We start from the raw sequence: 17032 nt of genomic DNA, 5'->3' as shown, positions 1-17032 counted from the left end.
CACAATCAAACCCCCGTTAGCTCTCCCGCTAACGGGGGTTTGTGCTTTTACACCCCAGCAAACTGCCCCCCCCCAGGCACCCCCAACCGCCAGCCGCACGAAGACGCCTCCCGCCAGGCGCTCTATCCCGCTGTGCCAACACGGCAGAGAGGCCTCACACGGATCTGCCCCTCTCCGCTGAGCGCCTCCGCTCAGACAACAACAGAATTTGTGACCAAAGAAGCGGGTTCGCCCTCCCCCTGAACACTCCCGACTCGCCGCAACGCCTGGCGCCAGTGCTTAGTCTTTTCCAGGCGTTTGGCGGGGGAGGTGCGCCTCCATGCAATGTGGAAAGCGCCAACGCCTTGCTGCCGTGCGCAAGCGCCCCGCACTAAATGAGTAACGGGCGCTGAAAGCAATCCACCAATCCTGCCTTTGGACACGTTGAGGCCCGCATTTCCTGTTGAGAACACCCTCGGCAGGTGATAAGAGTCTTGTTTGCCATCGGCATCCGACGCGTCAATTGCCAGATGCTATGGGTGCTTTCAAGGGGGCTCATGATTCCTTTATAATCCCGTGGTTTTGTGTCTTTCATTTCCATTAGGGACCAGCGTATGAGCAACGAGCAGAAAGTGGACTGCGGAAGGCGGCGGCTAGTCGTCACGACCGCGGCCGTGGGCGGGGTAGGGGCGTTGACGGCGCTCGTGCCGTTCGTCTCCAGCATGCTCCCCTCCGAGCGTGCCAAAGCGGCCGGTGCGCCTGTCGAGGTGGACATCGGCAAGCTTGAGCCGGGTCAGATGATGACCGTGGAGTGGCGCGGTAAGCCGGTGTGGATCATCAACCGCACCAAGGACATGCTCGACACCCTGCCGAAGCTCGACGAAGCGGTCAGCGATCCCAAGTCCGACAAGCCCCAGCAGCCGACCTACTGCCAGAACGAAACCCGCTCGATCAAGCCGGAGTTCCTGGTGGCCGTGGGCATCTGTACTCACCTTGGCTGTTCTCCTTCCTCCAAGTTCAAGCACGGCGGCGAAGAAGGCATGGGCGCCGATTGGCTGGGCGGCTTCCTGTGCCCCTGCCACGGTTCCACCTTCGACCTGGCCGGCCGCGTGTTCAAGAACAAGCCTGCGCCGGACAACCTGGTGGTGCCGCCGCACATGTACCTGTCCGATACCCGCCTGATTATCGGCAAAGACGAGAAGGGGGCATAAGCCATGGGTGCCAACACCAACTTCGAAAAATACAAGTCCGACGGCTCCGTGGGCGGCAACGTCCTGGAGTGGGTCGATGCGCGCTTCCCCCTGACCTCCATGTGGAAGGCGCACCTGTCCGAGTACTACGCGCCCAAGAACTTCAACTTCTGGTATTTCTTCGGCTCCCTGGCTCTGCTGGTGCTGGTGATCCAGATCGTCACCGGCATCTTCCTGGTGATGCACTACAAGCCGGACGCCTCCCTCAACGTCAACGGCATCCCCGTGGCGTTCGCCTCGGTCGAGTACATCATGCGCGATGTGCCCTGGGGCTGGCTGATCCGCTACATGCACTCCACCGGTGCGTCGGCCTTCTTCATCGTCGTCTACATGCACATGTTCCGCGGCCTGCTCTACGGTTCCTACCGACAGCCCCGCGAACTGATCTGGGTGTTCGGCGTGCTGATCTTCCTGTGCCTGATGGCCGAGGCCTTCATGGGCTATCTGCTGCCCTGGGGCCAGATGTCCTTCTGGGGCGCACAGGTGATCGTGAACCTGTTCTCCGCCATCCCGCTGATCGGCGAGCCGCTGTCCGTGTGGATCCGCGGTGACTTCGTGGTGGGCGACGCGACCCTGAACCGCTTCTTCTCCTTCCACGTGATCGCCGTGCCCCTGGTGCTGATCGGCCTCGTCGCCGCCCACATCCTGGCCCTGCACGAAGTGGGTTCCAACAACCCGGACGGTGTGGAGATCAAGAAGCACAAGGACGCCAACGGCATCCCCCTCGACGGCATCCCCTTCCACCCGTACTACACGGTGAAGGACATCGTCGGCGTGGTGGTCTTCCTGATGGTCTTCTCCTGCGTGGTGTTCTTCGCCCCCGAAGGCGGCGGCTACTTCCTGGAGTTCAACAACTTCATCCCGGCCGACCCGCTGAAGACCCCGCCGCACATCGCTCCGGTCTGGTACTTCACCCCGTTCTACTCCCTGCTGCGTGCCATGGTGTGGCCGTTCTTCGGTCTCGACGCCAAGTTCTGGGGCGTGGTGGCGATGGGCCTGGGTGTGGTCATCCTGGCCTTCCTGCCCTGGCTCGACCGCAGCCCGGTGAAGTCGATCCGCTATCGCGGCCCGATCTTCAAGGCCCTGCTGATCCTGTTCGTGATCGCCTTCGGCATTCTCGGCTTCCTCGGCACCCAGCCGCCGTCCTATGCCTTCTTCGGCGTGATCCCGGGCGCTCCTGTGGCCCAGATCCTCACGGTGTACTACTTCCTGTTCTTCATCACCATGCCCTGGTGGTCGAAGATCGACAAGTACAGCCCCGAGCCCGACCGCGTGACGATGTAACCGGGATGCAGACCATGAAAAAACTTCTTACCGCACTGCTTTTCGCACCCCTCCTGGCTTTCGCCAACGGTGCCGAACTCCACCTCGACAAGGCCCCGGACGTCCAGGGCGACAAGGCTGCGTTGCAGAACGGCGCCAAGCTGTTCGTCAACTACTGCCTGAACTGCCATGGCGCGTCCTACGTCCGCTACAACCGGCTGACCGAGCTGGGCCTGACCGAGGACCAGATCAAGGACAACCTGATGTTCACCGCCGAGAAGATCGGTGAGCCGATGCGCGTCGCCATCCGTTCGGACGAAGCCAAGAAGTGGTTTGGCGCCACGCCTCCGGACCTGTCCGTGATCGCCCGTTCCCGCGCTTCCGAGTTCGGTTCCGGCGCCGACTGGCTGTACACCTACCTGCGTTCCTTCTACCGTGACGAGAACCGTCCGACCGGCTGGAACAACGTGGTGTTCGAAAACGTCGGCATGCCGCACATCCTGTACGAACTGCAAGGCGTGCAGAAGCTGAACGCCGAGCACAAGCTGGAGCTGGTTACCCCGGGCAAACTGTCCGCCGCCGAGTACGACAAGCAGGTCGCCGACCTGGTCGGCTTCCTGGTCTGGATCGGCGAACCCCAGGCCGGGTTCCGCAAGAGCCTGGGCCTGGGCGTGCTGGCCTTCCTGGCTGTGCTCTTCGTCCTGGCCTACGCGCTCAAGCGTGAGTACTGGAAAGACGTGCACTAAGCTGTAACAGGCACAACCGGGAACGGCTGCCGTTCCCGGTCTCCGGCATCGGCGGTGATGGCAATCCTAGGCTTGCCAAACCGTCGGTGCCGTTTCCGTTTTGACGGGGGTGGCCCGCGACGCCACTGTCCCGGGTATTTGACGATCGCCCGGTCCGCCTTGTGCGGCCGGCCCAGAATAGCGAGGGCTTGAACCATGATGAACCTTTATTCGGGAACCACCTGCCCCTTCAGCCACCGTTGCCGGATCGTGCTGTACGAAAAGGGCATGGATTTCCAGGTCATCGACGTAGACCTGTTCAACAAGCCGGAAGACATCGCCGTGATCAACCCCTACGGCCGCGTCCCGGTGCTCGTCGAGCGTGATCTGATCCTCTACGAGCCGAACATCATCAACGAGTACATCGATGAGCGCTTCCCGCATCCGCAGCTGATGCCGGCGGACCCGATCCAGCGCGCCCGTTCCCGCCAGTTGCTGTCCGGCATGGAGCGGGAAATCTTCGTGCACATGGAAGTGTTGGAAAAGACCAACGCCAAGGCTGCCGAGAAGGACAAGGCTCGGGCCGAGATCCGCAACCGCCTGACCGAGCTGGCCCCCATGTTCACCAAGCAGAAGTACATGCTCGGCGACGACTTCTCCATGCTCGACGTGGCCGTGGCCCCCCTGCTGTGGCGTCTCGACCACTACGGCATCGAAGTGGGCAAGACCGCCGCCCCGCTGATGAAGTACGCCGAGCGCATCTTCAGCCGCCAGGGCTTCATCGATGCCCTGACCCCGCCTGAAAAGGTGATGCGCAAGTAAGGGCGCGGGACCGCGCCAGCGGCCCCCGGGGCGGAATACGGTTCCGCCCCCGAGGAGACAGCAATGCAAGACGATCAATACGACAACGAGCAGGGTAGCGAACTGCCCTCCACCAAGCCCTACCTGCTGCGCGCCCTGTTCGAATGGTGCTGCGACAACGGCTTCACGCCCTACATCGCGGTGATGGTGGATGGACGCAGCCGGGTGCCCCGGGAATTCGTGCGCGACGGCCAGATCGTGCTCAACGTCAGCCCCGACGCCACCAACCGGTTGCAGATGGGTAACGACCTGATCACCTTCCAGGCCCGTTTCGGCGGTGTCGCCCGGGACATCTCGGTGGCCGTGGAGTGCGTGGCCGCCATCTACGCTCGGGAAAACGGCGCTGGCATGGCCTTCGAGGTGGAAGCGCTGGACGAGGCCGCCGCCCTGGAGCCGGTCGACGCCCCCGAAGCCGCGGCTGCGCCGGCCGAACCGCCCCCCGAGGCGCCGGCGCCCAAGCCCGGCCGCCCGCACCTGCAACGGGTCAAATGACCCGTGGCCCCGAAGGGGCCGGCTGCACCAGGATGATGCGCCCCGTGCCCTAGGCCGGGGCGTTTTTTCGTCTTGTGCGCGCAAAAACAAGGGTTTGCGGGGTGGCACGGCAGTTGCTGCGGGCCGGGCAGGAGACTGCCATGACCCACGAAACCCGATCCACCTGCTGCTACTGCGGTGTCGGCTGCGGCGTCCTGATCGCGCACGACCAGGGCCGCATCACCGGCGTGCGGGGCGACCCCGACCACCCCGCCAACTTCGGCCGGCTGTGCACCAAGGGCGCCAGCCTGCACCTGACGGCCCGGCCGGACACCCGGCTGCTCCACCCGGAATTGCGCCAGCGCGGCGCCGAGGGCCGGTGCACCGAGGCCCGGCAGGTCGGTTGGGACGAGGCCCTGGACCACACCGCCAGCCGCTTCGCCGAGATCATCCGCCGCCACGGCCCGGACAGTGTTGCCTTCTACCTCTCCGGCCAGTTGCTCACCGAGGACTACTACGTCTTCAACAAGCTGGCCAAGGCCCTGATCGGCACCAACAACGTCGATACCAACTCGCGCCTGTGCATGTCCTCGGCGGCCGCCGGCTACAAACTCACCCTGGGGGTGGATGCGCCCCCGTGCAGCTACGAGGACCTGGGTCTGGCCGACTGCCTGTTCATCGCCGGCGCCAACCCGGCGGTAGCCCACCCCATCCTCTACCGGCGCATCGAGGACGCCCGGGCGGCCAATCCGGCCCTCAAGGTGATCGTCGTCGACCCCCGGCGCAGCGAGACCGCCGCCCAAGCCAACCTGCACCTGGCCCTCAAACCCGGCACCGACATCGCCCTCTACCACGGCATGCTGCACGTGATGATCGAGGAGGGCCTGCTCGATACGGCCTACATCGAATCCCACACCGAAGGCTTCGACGCTCTGGGCAAGATCGTCCGCGAATATGCCCCGGACACCGCCGCCGCCCTCACCGGGGTGCCAGCCGCCGACATCGCCACCGCCGCCCGCTGGTTCGCCCGGGCCGGCGCCGCCCTGTCCCTGTACTGCCAGGGCCTCAACCAATCGACCCACGGCAGCCACAACAACGCCGCCCTGATCCACCTGCACCTGGCCACCGGCCAGATCGGCCGGGTCGGCGCCGGTCCCTTCTCCCTCACCGGCCAGCCCAACGCCATGGGGGGGCGCGAAGTGGGGGGCATGGCCCACCTGCTGCCGGGGCACCGGGAGGTGGCCGATCCGGACCACCGGGCCGAGATCGCCAGATTCTGGGGCGTGCCCTGGCTGTCGCCCCGGCCGGGGTTGAAGGCCATCGACCTGTTCGCCGGGCTGAAGAGCGGCCAGGTCAAGGCGGTGTGGATCGCCTGCACCAACCCGGCCCAGTCCCTGCCGCACCAGGCCGAGGTGCGTCAGGCCCTGGCCGCCGCCGAGCTGGTGGTGGTCCAGGAAGCCTTCGCCGACGCCGAGACCCTGGCCTACGCCGACGTGGCCCTGCCGGCCGCCACCTGGGGCGAGAAGGAGGGCACCGTGACCAACTCCGAGCGGCGCATCAGCCGGGTGCGTGCCGCCGTGGCGCCGGCCGGCGAGGCCCGGGCCGACTGGGCCATCGCCTGCGACTTCGCCCGGCGCCTGGGGCGGGAGCTGGGGCTGCAGTCGGCCGAAACCCTGTTCGCCTACCCGGACCCGGAAGCCATCTTCAACGAGCACAGGCAGACCACCGTCGGGCGGGATCTGGACATCGGCGGCCTGAGCTACGACCGCCTGGAATCCGCCGGCCCCCAGCAGTGGCCCTGCCGGGCCGGCGATAGCAGCGGCACCGCCCGGCTGTACACCGACGGCCGTTTCCAGACGCCCAGCGGCCGCGCCTGCTTCGTCCCCTGCCGCCACGAGGCCACGGCGGACCGTACCGATGCCGCCTTTCCCTTCGCCCTCATCTCCGGCCGGCTGCGCGACCAGTGGCACGGCATGACCCGCACCGGCACCGTGCCGCGCCTCTTCAACCAGGAGGACGAAGCCCTGCTGCGCCTCCATCCCGGCGACCTGCTCAAAGTCGGTGTGGCCGACGGCGGCCTGGCCCGGGTGGCCAACGGCCGGGGCAGTATCGTCGTGCGGGTCCGGGGCGACGACGGCCTACGCCCCGGCACCGCCTGGCTACCCATGCACTGGGGCGAGCGCTTCATGGCCGGCGCCGGGGCCAACGCCCTGACCCCGGCCAGCGTCGATCCCATTTCCGGCCAGCCCGAACTCAAGCACGCCGCGGTGCGCATCGAAGCCGCCCGACTGCCCTGGCCCCTGGCGGCGATCCAGCGCGTCGAGGACGGGCAGGCCGCCGCCGCCATGGCCCGGGCCCGCGCCTGGCTGGGGCGCTTCCCCTACGCCAGCGTGGCCTTTCACGGCGGCAAGCGCCCGGTGGTGGTGCTGCGCGCCGCCCTGGCGGCGCCGGCGGAGGCCGGCCTGATCGCCGAGCTCGACCGGGATTTCGGCCTGGAGCGGCCCGGCGGGCTGTCCTACGCCGATCCGGCTCGGGGCGTGGCCAAGCGGGCCGCCCTGGCGGACGGAGAGCTGGTGGCGATCCGCCTGGCCGGCGAGACCCTGGCCAGCGCCTGGTTGCCCGAAGCCCTGGCCGGCAGCGGCCTGGCCGCTTCCCGGCTGCGTTTCGCCCTGGCCCCCATCGCCAGCCCGCCGGCAGACCTGGGACCACCCCGGGAGATCGTCTGCAAGTGCGCCGACGTGGACCGCCAGACCCTGGCGGCGGCCTTCGCTGCCGGCGAGAGCGTGGATGACGTGCGGGAACGGCTAAAATGCGGAGGCTACTGCGGCGGCTGCGTGCCCGATCTGCGCCGCCTGCATGGCGCCATCCAGACGTCGGCCCAGGCCGCCTGACCCATACGTAAAACGAGGAGACGCCATGAATTTCGCCCAGTTCATCAAGGAAATCGGCCGGGGGACCGAGGGCGCCAAGGATCTGACCCGGGAAGAGGCGCGCCAGCTCTACGGCGCCATGCTCGACGGCGGCGTGCCCGACCTGGAACTGGGGGCGATCCTGATCGCGCTGCGCATGAAGGGCGAGACCAACGACGAAATGGCCGGATTCCTGGCCGCCGCCCAGGAGCGGCTCCAGGCCCTGCACGTCCCCGCCGGGCGCATCCGCCCGGTGGTCATTCCCAGCTACAACGGGGCGCGCAAGGGGGCCAACCTGACGCCCCTGCTGGCCCTGCTGCTGGCCCGCTTCGGCGTGCCGGTGGTGGTGCACGGCGTGCTCGAAGGCTATTCCCGGGTCACCACCGGCCACGTTTTCCGCGAACTGGGCATCATGCCCTCCACCACCCTGGTCCAGGCCCAGCTGGCCCTGGACGAACGCCAGCTGGCCTTCGCCCCGGTGGCCCTGTTCTCCCCCGGCCTGGCCAACCTGCTGTCGGCCCGGGGCCGCCTGGGGCTGCGCAACAGCGCCCACAGCCTGGTGAAGATGCTCGACCCCTTCCGTGGCAAGGGCGTCCTGCTGGCGGCCGCCACCCACCCGCCCTACATGGACATGATGCGCGAGGTGATCCTGAGCTTCGACAACCGGGCCCTGCTGCTGCGCGCCACCGAGGGGGAGGCCTTCGCCAACCCCAAGCGCCGCCCGCGCATCGAGTACCTGCACGACGGGGTTTGCGACACCTTGTTCGAGGCCGAGCACGAGAGCCTCAAGTCCCTGCCCCAGTTGCCCGAGGCGGCGGACGCCAAGACCACCGCCCAGTGGATTCGCCACACCCTGGACGAGCACGGGCCGGTGCCCCTGCCCATCCTGCACCAGCTGGCCTGCTGCCTCTACGCTAGCGGCTACGCCGAGGACTTCAACCAAGCCAAGGCCATCGTCGCCGTGGAAGGGCTGCCGGCGGCCCACTGACCGGCGGGGCAATGTATTAATAAAATTAATACATCGGGCTGTTGGAAAAATGAAGGTCCGCGCCAGTCGCCGAGTTTGCCCGCGGCCCGGGATCAATACATGAAGAAAATTAATGAATCGGCGGCAAGATAGCCAAGGATCGGCCGCCGTCAGGATTCATGGGCTTCCCCGGGGGGCGCCGCCGGGGCCGGGTGGTAGGCGCGCAGGTCGTTGCGCCCGGCCTGCTTGGCCTGGTACATGGCGGCGTCGGCGTGGCAGAGCAGTTCTTCCGCGTCCTGGCCATCCTCGGGGAACAGGGCCATGCCGACGCTGGCGGTGACGCTCATGGCCGCCGCCCCGAGCTGGAAGGGCTCGGAAAAGGATTGCAGGATCTTTTCCGCCACCACCCGCACGTCCTCTTCCCCGTCCACCTCGGGCAATAGCACCACGAATTCGTCGCCGCCGAAGCGGCACACCGTGTCCATCTGGCGCAGGCAGGCGGTCAGGCGCACCGCCGATTCCTTGAGCACCGCGTCGCCGGCAGCGTGGCCCAGCCGGTCGTTCACCGCCTTGAAACGGTCCAGGTCGATGAACAGGAATCCCACCTGGCGGTGCATGCGCCCGGCCATCACCAGGGCCTGCTCGGCCCGGTCGATGAACACCGGCCGGGTCGGCAGCCCCGTCAGGCTGTCGTACTTGGCGGCCCGTTCGAGCAACTCCTGCAAGGCCTTGCGCTCGGAAATGTCCCGGGCCTGGATTAGCAGCAGGGGGCGCCCGCCCAGGCGCACCGTGCTCGAACGCACCTCCACCGGAAATTCCTCGCCGCCGGCCCGGCGGTAGCGGGCCTCGGCAGTGGTGGTGCCGTCCTCGGCCGGCGGCGTCCCGTCCGGCTCGGGCGGGCAACTGGCGCTCACCTCGATCCTGTCCATGTTGCAGCCGATCAGTTCTTCGCGCCGGTAGCCCAGGCTGGTGCAGGCCTGGCGGTTGGCCTCGACGATCCGCCCGACCTCGTCGAGCACCAGCAGGGTGTCGGCGCCGTGCTCGACCAGGTGGTGGAAGCGTTCCTCGCTGGCGGCCAGTTCCTCGCTCTGCCGTTCCATCTGGCGCAGCTGGCGGTTGATGACCGAGAGCAGCCCGGCGAACAGGCCGATGCTGACGGCGGCGGTGAGGCCGATCCGCCAGGCGTTGAGGCGCCAGGGGCTGAGCAGTTCGTGCAGGTCCAGGGAGACGGTGCTGATCACCGGGAAGCGCTCGCCGACGCGGAAGCTGACCAGCCGGGGGCGGTCGTCGATGTTGCTGACGGCCTCGTAGGTGCCCTGGCGCTTGGGCAGGTCGATCTGGGTGAACAGCTCGGTATGGCGGAAGTCCCGGGCGAAGGCCGATTCGACCCGGGGGCTGCGCACCAGCAGGCGGCCGTCCTGGCGGAAGAGCAGGGCGGAGCTGTCTTTCTGGGGCAGCACGGAGGTGAAAAAGGTCTCGAAATAGCTGATGTCGATGGCGGCGACGATCACGCCGAGAAACTTGCCGCCGCCGTCCTCCAGCCGGCGGCTCAGGGCGATCTGCCAGCGCTGGCTTATGCGCCCGGTGAAAGCTGTGGAGATGTACAGGCCCGTGTCCCGGCGCGTCGCCTGGGCGAGGAAGTAGTCCCGGTCGCTGACGTTGATCCGGGTGCCGGGAACGGGGCCGGAATAGGCGATCAGGTCGCCGTGGTCGTTGGTGACGAACAGGGCGGTGATGCTGGGCACGCCGGCCCGGTGGTCGCGCAGGGATTCCTCCAGCCGCTGGGGAGAATTCAGGGCGCTGGCGTCCCGGCCCTGGCGGTACAGGCTGTCCCGGGCGCCTTTCAGGGTCAGGTCCACCGCTTCGAGGGTCAGCTCGATCTGTTCGCCCAGGGCCAGGTTCACCACCTCGGCGGTCCGCCGTCCGGCCTCCAGGGTCTCCATGCGCAGAGACACCAGGGTATAGACGGCCAGGGCCAGGGCGGCGAGCAGCAACAGACCACCCATCCCCCACAAGGTGTGGCGGGGATGTTCTCCCTGGCGCAAACCGCACCTGCCGATGCGGCAGGCTGCATCGGCAGGTGCGGAAGAGGGGAGCGGGTCGGGGGGCCGGTCGGGCGCGGTGTTCATAAGAATAGAGTCCCTCTTTTCTCTTTCTAGTTCATTGCCATGGGCCTTGCCGCACCGTTTGTCACGCGGTGGGGATGGTTCGTCCGAATGGGCGGCGGGTGCAGGCGGGATCAACAGGGAATGCACCGCCGTGGTGCGCCGGGACGGCCTGGGGCCGGCTTCCGTCCCGGCCCTGGTGCGGAGAACGGCGGGCCGCGATGGCCAGGGTGCGGCAGCCGCCGCCCTGGGCCGGGCGACGCGCGCCGGGGCCGGGGTTGGCACGGCGGTTGCTCAATCGGAATCAGCAGCCCACTCGCGATCAACGGCGACCGCGACGTCCTACCGACGTGACATCGACGTCATGTGCTGAAACGCCTTTTCCCGTTTCAACCGCTCCCGCCCTCCGCGGCGGAGCCCGCACACCAGGAGTCGCCGCCATGAACGCGCCCATCCCGTCGTCCGCCGCCACTTCCGTTTCCACGGCTTCCTCCGCTCCCGCCTCCCCCGTCGCCGGCGCGGCCGCCAAGCCCCGCCTGGTCATGGTCGGCAACGGCATGGCCGGCTGCCGCACCTTGGAAGAGCTGCTCAAGATCGCCCCGGACCACTACGACATCACCGTGTTCGGCGCCGAGCCCCACCCCAACTACAACCGCATCCTGCTCTCGCCGGTGCTGGCCGGGGAGATGAAGCTCGACGAGATCGTCCTCAACGACCTGGCCTGGTACGCCGACAACGGCATCGCCCTGCACGTGAACAAGAAGGTGGTGCGGATCGACCGGGCCAAGCGCCTGGTGATCGCCGAGGACGGCACCGTTGCCCCCTACGACCGGCTGCTGCTGGCCACCGGCTCAACCCCCTTCATCCTGCCGGTGCCGGGCAACGAGTTGGACGGGGTGATCGCCTACCGGGACATTGCCGACACCGACGCCATGATCGAAGCGGCCAAGACCCGCCGCCACGCGGTGGTCATCGGCGGCGGCCTGCTCGGCCTGGAGGCGGCCAACGGCCTCAAGCTGCGCGGCATGGACGTGACCGTGGTGCACCTCGGCCCCTGGCTGCTGGAACGCCAGCTCGACGAGGTGGCCGGGCACATGCTGCAACAGTCCCTCGAAGAGCGCGGCCTGAAGTTCCTCATCCCGGCCCAGACCGAGGCCCTGATCGCCGACGAGTCTGGTACCCGGGTGCGTGCCATCCGCTTCAAGGACGGCCTGGAGATTCCCGCCGACCTGGTGGTGATGGCCGTGGGCATCCGCCCCAACACCGCCCTGGCCGAATCCGCCGGCATCCACTGCAACCGGGGGATCGTCGTTTCCGACACCTTGCAGACCTTCGACCCGCGCATCTACGCCGTGGGCGAGTGCGTCAGCCACCGCGGCATCGCCTACGGTCTGGTGGCCCCCCTGTTCGAGCAGGCCAAGGTGTGCGCCAACCACCTGGCCCACTACGGCATCGGCCGCTACCAGGGCTCGGTCACCTCCACCAAGCTCAAGGTCACCGGCATCGACCTGTTTTCCGCCGGCGATTTCATGGGCGGCGAGGGCACAGAGGAAATCGTCCTGCACGACCCGGCCGGCGGCGTCTACAAGAAGCTGGTGCTCAAGGACAACAAGCTGGTGGGTGGCGTGATGTACGGCGACACCGCCGACGGCCCCTGGTACTTCCAGTTGCTCAAGGACGGCCGCGACGTGCACGAGCAGCGCGACCGGCTGATCTTCGGCCAGTCCCTGGCCGGCGACGCGGGCCATCAGGGCCAGAACAGCGCCGCGGCCATGGCCGACGACGCCGAGGTGTGCGGCTGCAACGGCATCACCAAGGGCACCATCGTCAAGGCCATCAAGGAGAAGGGCCTGTTCACCCTGGACGAGGTGCGCAAATGCACCAAGGCCTCGGGCTCCTGCGGCTCCTGCACTGGCCTGGTGGAACAGATCATCGCCTCTACCATCGGCGGCGCCTATACCCCGGCGGCCTCCGACAAAAAGCCCATCTGCCACTGCACCGACCACGGCCACGAGGCGGTGCGTCGGGCTATCCGCGAGCAGCACCTGACCAGCGGTGCCGCCGTCCGCCACTTTTTGGAGTGGAAGACCCCGGACGGCTGCGAGAAGTGCCGCCCGGCCCTCAACTACTACCTGATCTCCACCTGGCCCCATGAGGCCGAGGACGATCCCCAGAGCCGCTTCATCAACGAGCGGGCCCACGCCAACATCCAGAAGGACGGCACCTACTCGGTGGTGCCGCGCATGTGGGGCGGCCTGACCACCCCGGCCGAGCTGCGCGCCATCGCCGACGCGGCGGAAAAGTACGACGTGCCCACCCTCAAGGTCACCGGCGGCCAGCGCATCGACCTGCTCGGGGTGAAGAAGGGCGACCTGCCGAAAATGTGGGCCGACTTTGCCGCCGCCGGCATGGTCTCGGGCCACGCCTACGGCAAGTCGATCCGCACCGTGAAGACCTGCGTCGGCTCCGAACACTGCCGCTTCGGCACCCAGAAGTCGATGGACATGGGGGTCAAGCTCGAACGCATGCTGTTCGGCATGTGGAGCCCGCACAAGGTCAAGCTGGCCGTCTCCGGCTGCCCGCGCAACTGCGCCGAGGCCGGCATCAAGGACGTGGGCGTGATCGGCGTCGATTCAGGCTACGAGCTGTACGTGGCCGGCAACGGCGGCATCAAGACCGAGGTGGCCGAGTTCCTGGTCAAGGTGAAGAGCGACGAGGAGGTCAAGGAATACGCCGGCGCCTTCCTCCAGCTCTACCGGGAAGAGGGCTTCTACCTGGAGCGCACCGTCCATTACGTGCGGCGGGTCGGCCTGGACTACGTCAAGCGCCGCGTCGTCGAGGACGGCGAAGGCCGCCGCCAGCTCTACGCCCGCCTCATCGACGCCCTCAAGGATCTGCCCGACCCCTGGCTGGAACGGGTGCAGGGTGCCGAGCGGTACGAATTTTCCACCATCGAGGTTTGAGGAAAACGCCATGAACGACGCCATCGCCATTTCAGCGGCCATCCCCGGCACCGCCGTGGACCGCCCCCCCGGGCCCTGGACGCGCATCTGCCGGGTGGACGAGATCCCCCGCCTCGGCAGCCGGGTGGTCAAGCCCCGGGGCAAGCCCGCCATTGCCGTGTTCCGCACCGCCGACGACCAGGTCTTCGCCCTCCACGACCACTGCCCCCACAAGGGCGGCCCCCTGTCCCAGGGCATCGTCCACGGCCGCCAGGTGACCTGCCCGCTGCACGGCTGGAACCTGGGCCTGGACGACGGCCAGGCCGCGGCCCCGGACGTGGGCCGCTGCGCCACCTTTGCTGTCAAGGTGGACGACGGAGCGGTGTGGCTGGCGCTCTAGGCGCAGCCCCGGTCCTTTTTTCATCCCGTTACGAGGGACTCGTCATGGACAAGCAATCCTTTCTCAAGGCCGGCCATCCGCCCACCCTGCTGGCCGCCTTTTTGTACTTCGACCTGGCCTTCATGGTCTGGGTCATCCTCGGCCCCCTGGGAGTGCAGATCGCCCAGGACCTGCACCTGACCCACGCCGAAAAGGGCCTGATGGTGGCCACCCCGGTGCTGGCCGGGGCCGTGCTGCGCCTGGTGATGGGCCTGCTGGTGGATTCCCTCGGGCCCAAGCGCACCGGCGCCGTCGGCCAGGTGGTGGTGATCGCCGCCCTGGCCGTGGCCTGGCGCTTCGGCATCCACAGCTTCGAGCAGGTGCTGGTGCTGGGTGTTTTCCTCGGCGTGGCCGGGGCGTCCTTCGCCGTGGCCCTGCCCCTGGCCTCGCGCTGGTATCCGCCGGAGCACCAGGGCACCGCCCTGGGCATCGCCGGGGCAGGCAACTCGGGCACCGCCCTGGCCGCCCTGTTCGCCCCCGGCCTGGCCGCCAGCCACGGCTGGGGCAACGTCTTCGGCCTGGCCCTGATCCCCCTGTGCCTGGTCCTGGTTCTCTACCTGGCCCTGGCCAAGGATGCCCCGGGGGCGCCTCCGGCCAAGTCCCCGGGGGAATACCTGAAGGTGCTGCGCGACAAGGACGCCTGGTGGTTCATGTTTTTCTACGCGGTGACTTTCGGCGGCTTCGTCGGCCTGGCCTCGTCCCTGACCATCTACTTCAACGCCCAGTACGGCCTGGATGCCCGCACCGCCGGCTACTTCACCGCCGCCTGCGTGTTCGCCGGCAGCATGGTGCGGCCCATCGGCGGCAACCTGGCCGACCGCATCGGCGGGGTGCGGACCCTCACCGTCATGTACCTGCTGGCGGCGCTCTTCCTCGCCTTGGCCAGCACCGGGCTGCCCCGGGCCTGGATGGCGGTGGCGGCCTTCGTGCCCGCCATGCTGGCCCTGGGCATGGGCAACGGCGCCGTGTTCCAGTTGGTGCCCCAGCGCTTCCGCAAGGAGATCGGCGTGATGACCGGGCTGGTGGGCATGGCCGGCGGCATCGGCGGCTTCTATCTGGCGTCCAGCCTGGGCCTTTCCAGGCAGCTCACCGGCAGCTACGGGCCGGGGCTGCTGGCCTTCGCCGGCCTGGCCCTGGTGGCCCTGGCCGGCCTGACCGGGGTGAAGTCCCGCTGGCGCACCACCTGGGGCGCCGCCCACCTGTCGGCGGCGCGCATCTGACGGCGACAGTGCTTACATCTGTTACATCTCGGTCACCTTGGCGGGGCTGCGCAGCCGGCGGGGCGATTCTAGAGTGAAGATCATGCCCAACCTGCCCGCCTCCCCCTCGGCCTCCCCGGCGCCTGCCGCCGGTGCCGCGCCAACCGTCCAGCCCGCCGCCGTTCCAGGCGGCGGGCTGGTGGTGCAGGTGGGGCACGCGTCCCTCACCGGCCCCCGGGTGCGTAACGAGGATTTCTGCGGCGTGGTCACCCCGGAAGGCCGCATCCTGGCCCACAAGGGGCTGATGGCGGCGGTGGCCGACGGCGTGGGCGGCCATCAGGGCGGGCGGGAGGCGGCCGAATACACGGTGCGCGGCCTCTTGAGCGACTACTACGCCACGCCGGACACCTGGTCGGTACTCCAGGCCCTGGACAAGGTGGTGCAGGCCCTCAACCGCTGGGTGCTGGCCCAGGCCGCCCGGGACCGTTCCCTGGCGGGCATGGCCACCACCCTGACGGCCCTGGTGCTGCGCGGGCGGCGCTACTACACGGTGCACGTCGGCGACAGCCGCATCTACCTGCTGCGCGACGGCCAGTTGATCCGCCTGACCAGCGACCACACCTGGGAACATCCGGAACTGCGCCACGTGCTGTCCCGGGCGGTGGGGCTGGACGCCTTCCTCGCCCCGGATTTCGGCGAGGGCGCCCTCCAGGCCGGCGACCGCTTCCTGCTGCTCACCGACGGCGTATGGGGCATGCTGCCCGACGCCCGGTTGCGGGAGGTGCTGCTGCACCAGCCCGATCCCCAGCAGGCGGCCGCCGGGTTGGCCAGCCTGGCCCTGGCCGCCGGCGGCAGCGACAACGCCAGCGCCGTGGTCCTGGCGGTTCAGTCCCTGCCCAGCGGCCGCCTGCTCGATTCCCTGGAGGCCGAGGCGCGCCTGCCCCTGCCGCCCCGGCTCAAGCCTGGCCAGACCCTGGACGGCCTGCTGGTGGAGGCGGTGCTGCGGGATTCGCGCCTCACCCTCCTGTACCGGGTGCGCGACACCCGCACCGGCCAGCAGCTGGTGATGAAGACCCTGCGCCCGGAACTGGCTGGGGACCACCACGAGGCGGCCCGGCTGGTGGCCGAGGAATGGCGCGGCCGCCGCGTCGTCGCCCCGTTCTTTCCCCAAGTGGTGCCGACAGAGCGGCGCAGCTGCCTGTATTTCCTGATGACCTGGCACGAGGGGGCCTCCCTCCAGGACCACCTGGACGCAGGCCGCCATTTCCCCGCCGCCGAGGTGGTGCAGCACGGCATCCGCCTGCTCAAGGCCCTGGCTGCCCTGCACCGCCTGGAGATCGCCCACCGGGACGTGAAGCCGGCCAACGTCCATCTGGGCCAGGACGGCCGGCTGCGCTTGCTCGACCTGGGCGTGTCGATCAGTTCCGGCGAGGGGGAGGGCGGCAGCGGCGAAGCCGGTCATGCCCAGCGGGAGACCCCGGGCACCCCGTCGTTCATGGCCCCGGAGCTGTTCGATGGCGTTGTCGTCACCCCCGGCCACGACCTGTACGCGGCCGGCGTCACCCTCTACCACCTGCTCACCCGGCGCTACCCCTACGGCGAGATCGAGCCGTTCCAGCATCCCCGCTTCGGCGAGCCGGTTCCCCCGTCGCGCTACCGGCCTGACGTGCCGGCCTGGCTGGAAGGCCTGCTGCTCAAGGCGGTGGCCCGAGAGCCGGCGGGGCGCTTCGAGACCGCCGAGGAATTCCTCCTGGCCCTGGAACGGGGGGCGGCCCGGCCCGATGCGGTGCCCCGCCATCGCCCGCGCCCCTGGCTGGCGCGCCACGGCCTAGCCTTTTGGCGCGGCCTGGCGGCGGTTTCCCTGGGCATCAACCTGCTCCTGCTGCTGTGGCTGCTGGGGCGTTGAGCGTCTGACCCGACCG

12 protein-coding genes are annotated in these 17032 nt (G+C 68.5%); 11 read left to right on the top strand and 1 reads right to left on the bottom strand.

The window, feature by feature from the left end; translation table 11 throughout:
* Nucleotides 1-593 precede the first annotated feature (593 nt).
* The 7 genes from petA to ybiB all read left to right on the top strand — a co-directional run bounded on the left by petA (nucleotide 594) and on the right by ybiB (nucleotide 8446).
* Nucleotides 594-1190, top strand: coding sequence for a ubiquinol-cytochrome c reductase iron-sulfur subunit (gene petA / locus LWW89_RS14070; RefSeq protein ID WP_293265205.1), 597 nt, complete (start codon nucleotides 594-596; stop codon nucleotides 1188-1190).
* Between the two features lie 3 nt (nucleotides 1191-1193).
* A complete protein-coding gene (locus LWW89_RS14065) occupies nucleotides 1194-2513 on the top strand; it encodes a cytochrome bc complex cytochrome b subunit (protein WP_293265204.1) in 1320 nt (439 codons plus the stop codon).
* A 14-nt stretch (nucleotides 2514-2527) separates the two neighbouring features.
* The gene (locus LWW89_RS14060; protein ID WP_293265203.1) at nucleotides 2528-3238 is read left to right on the top strand and encodes a cytochrome c1; all 711 of its coding nucleotides are present in this window, start codon (nucleotides 2528-2530) and stop codon (nucleotides 3236-3238) included.
* A 195-nt stretch (nucleotides 3239-3433) separates the two neighbouring features.
* Nucleotides 3434-4039, top strand: a complete 606-nt coding sequence (locus tag LWW89_RS14055; RefSeq protein ID WP_293265202.1) for a glutathione S-transferase N-terminal domain-containing protein — start codon at nucleotides 3434-3436, stop codon at nucleotides 4037-4039.
* Nucleotides 4040-4102: 63 nt separating this feature from the next.
* Nucleotides 4103-4570 (top strand): ClpXP protease specificity-enhancing factor, encoded by a 468-nt coding sequence (locus LWW89_RS14050; RefSeq protein WP_293265201.1) that lies wholly within the window; start codon nucleotides 4103-4105, stop codon nucleotides 4568-4570.
* Nucleotides 4571-4710: 140 nt separating this feature from the next.
* A complete protein-coding gene (locus LWW89_RS14045; RefSeq protein WP_293265200.1) occupies nucleotides 4711-7440 on the top strand; it encodes a nitrate reductase in 2730 nt (909 codons plus the stop codon).
* A gap of 25 nt (nucleotides 7441-7465) precedes the next feature.
* Nucleotides 7466-8446, top strand: coding sequence for a DNA-binding protein YbiB (ybiB, locus tag LWW89_RS14040; protein WP_293265199.1), 981 nt, complete (start codon nucleotides 7466-7468; stop codon nucleotides 8444-8446).
* A 149-nt stretch (nucleotides 8447-8595) separates the two neighbouring features.
* Here the strand turns inward: ybiB and LWW89_RS14035 are convergent, their stop codons facing one another.
* On the bottom strand, nucleotides 8596-10554 hold the full coding sequence (locus tag LWW89_RS14035) for a diguanylate cyclase (RefSeq protein WP_293265198.1): 1959 nt from the start codon (nucleotides 10552-10554) through the stop codon (nucleotides 8596-8598).
* Between the two features lie 518 nt (nucleotides 10555-11072).
* Here LWW89_RS14035 and nirB point away from each other — a divergent pair.
* The 4 genes from nirB to LWW89_RS14015 all read left to right on the top strand — a co-directional run bounded on the left by nirB (nucleotide 11073) and on the right by LWW89_RS14015 (nucleotide 17016).
* Entirely contained in the window at nucleotides 11073-13493 is a 2421-nt protein-coding gene (nirB, locus tag LWW89_RS14030; protein ID WP_293265210.1) for a nitrite reductase large subunit NirB, read from the top strand.
* Nucleotides 13494-13503: 10 nt separating this feature from the next.
* On the top strand, nucleotides 13504-13872 hold the full coding sequence (gene nirD / locus LWW89_RS14025; RefSeq protein WP_293265197.1) for a nitrite reductase small subunit NirD: 369 nt from the start codon (nucleotides 13504-13506) through the stop codon (nucleotides 13870-13872).
* A gap of 44 nt (nucleotides 13873-13916) precedes the next feature.
* Nucleotides 13917-15131 carry a nitrate/nitrite transporter gene (locus LWW89_RS14020; protein WP_293265196.1) on the top strand — a complete coding sequence of 405 codons (1215 nt, stop codon included), beginning with the start codon at nucleotides 13917-13919 and terminating at the stop codon, nucleotides 15129-15131.
* Between the two features lie 82 nt (nucleotides 15132-15213).
* Nucleotides 15214-17016 (top strand): bifunctional protein-serine/threonine kinase/phosphatase, encoded by a 1803-nt coding sequence (locus LWW89_RS14015; protein ID WP_293265209.1) that lies wholly within the window; start codon nucleotides 15214-15216, stop codon nucleotides 17014-17016.
* Nucleotides 17017-17032: the final 16 nt, after the last annotated feature.

Source organism: Oryzomicrobium sp. (genome assembly GCF_021287045.1).
Lineage (GTDB): Bacteria > Pseudomonadota > Gammaproteobacteria > Burkholderiales > Rhodocyclaceae > Oryzomicrobium.
The sequence above is the reverse complement of the archived record's forward strand: the minus strand, read 5'-3'. Positions and strand labels throughout refer to the sequence as shown.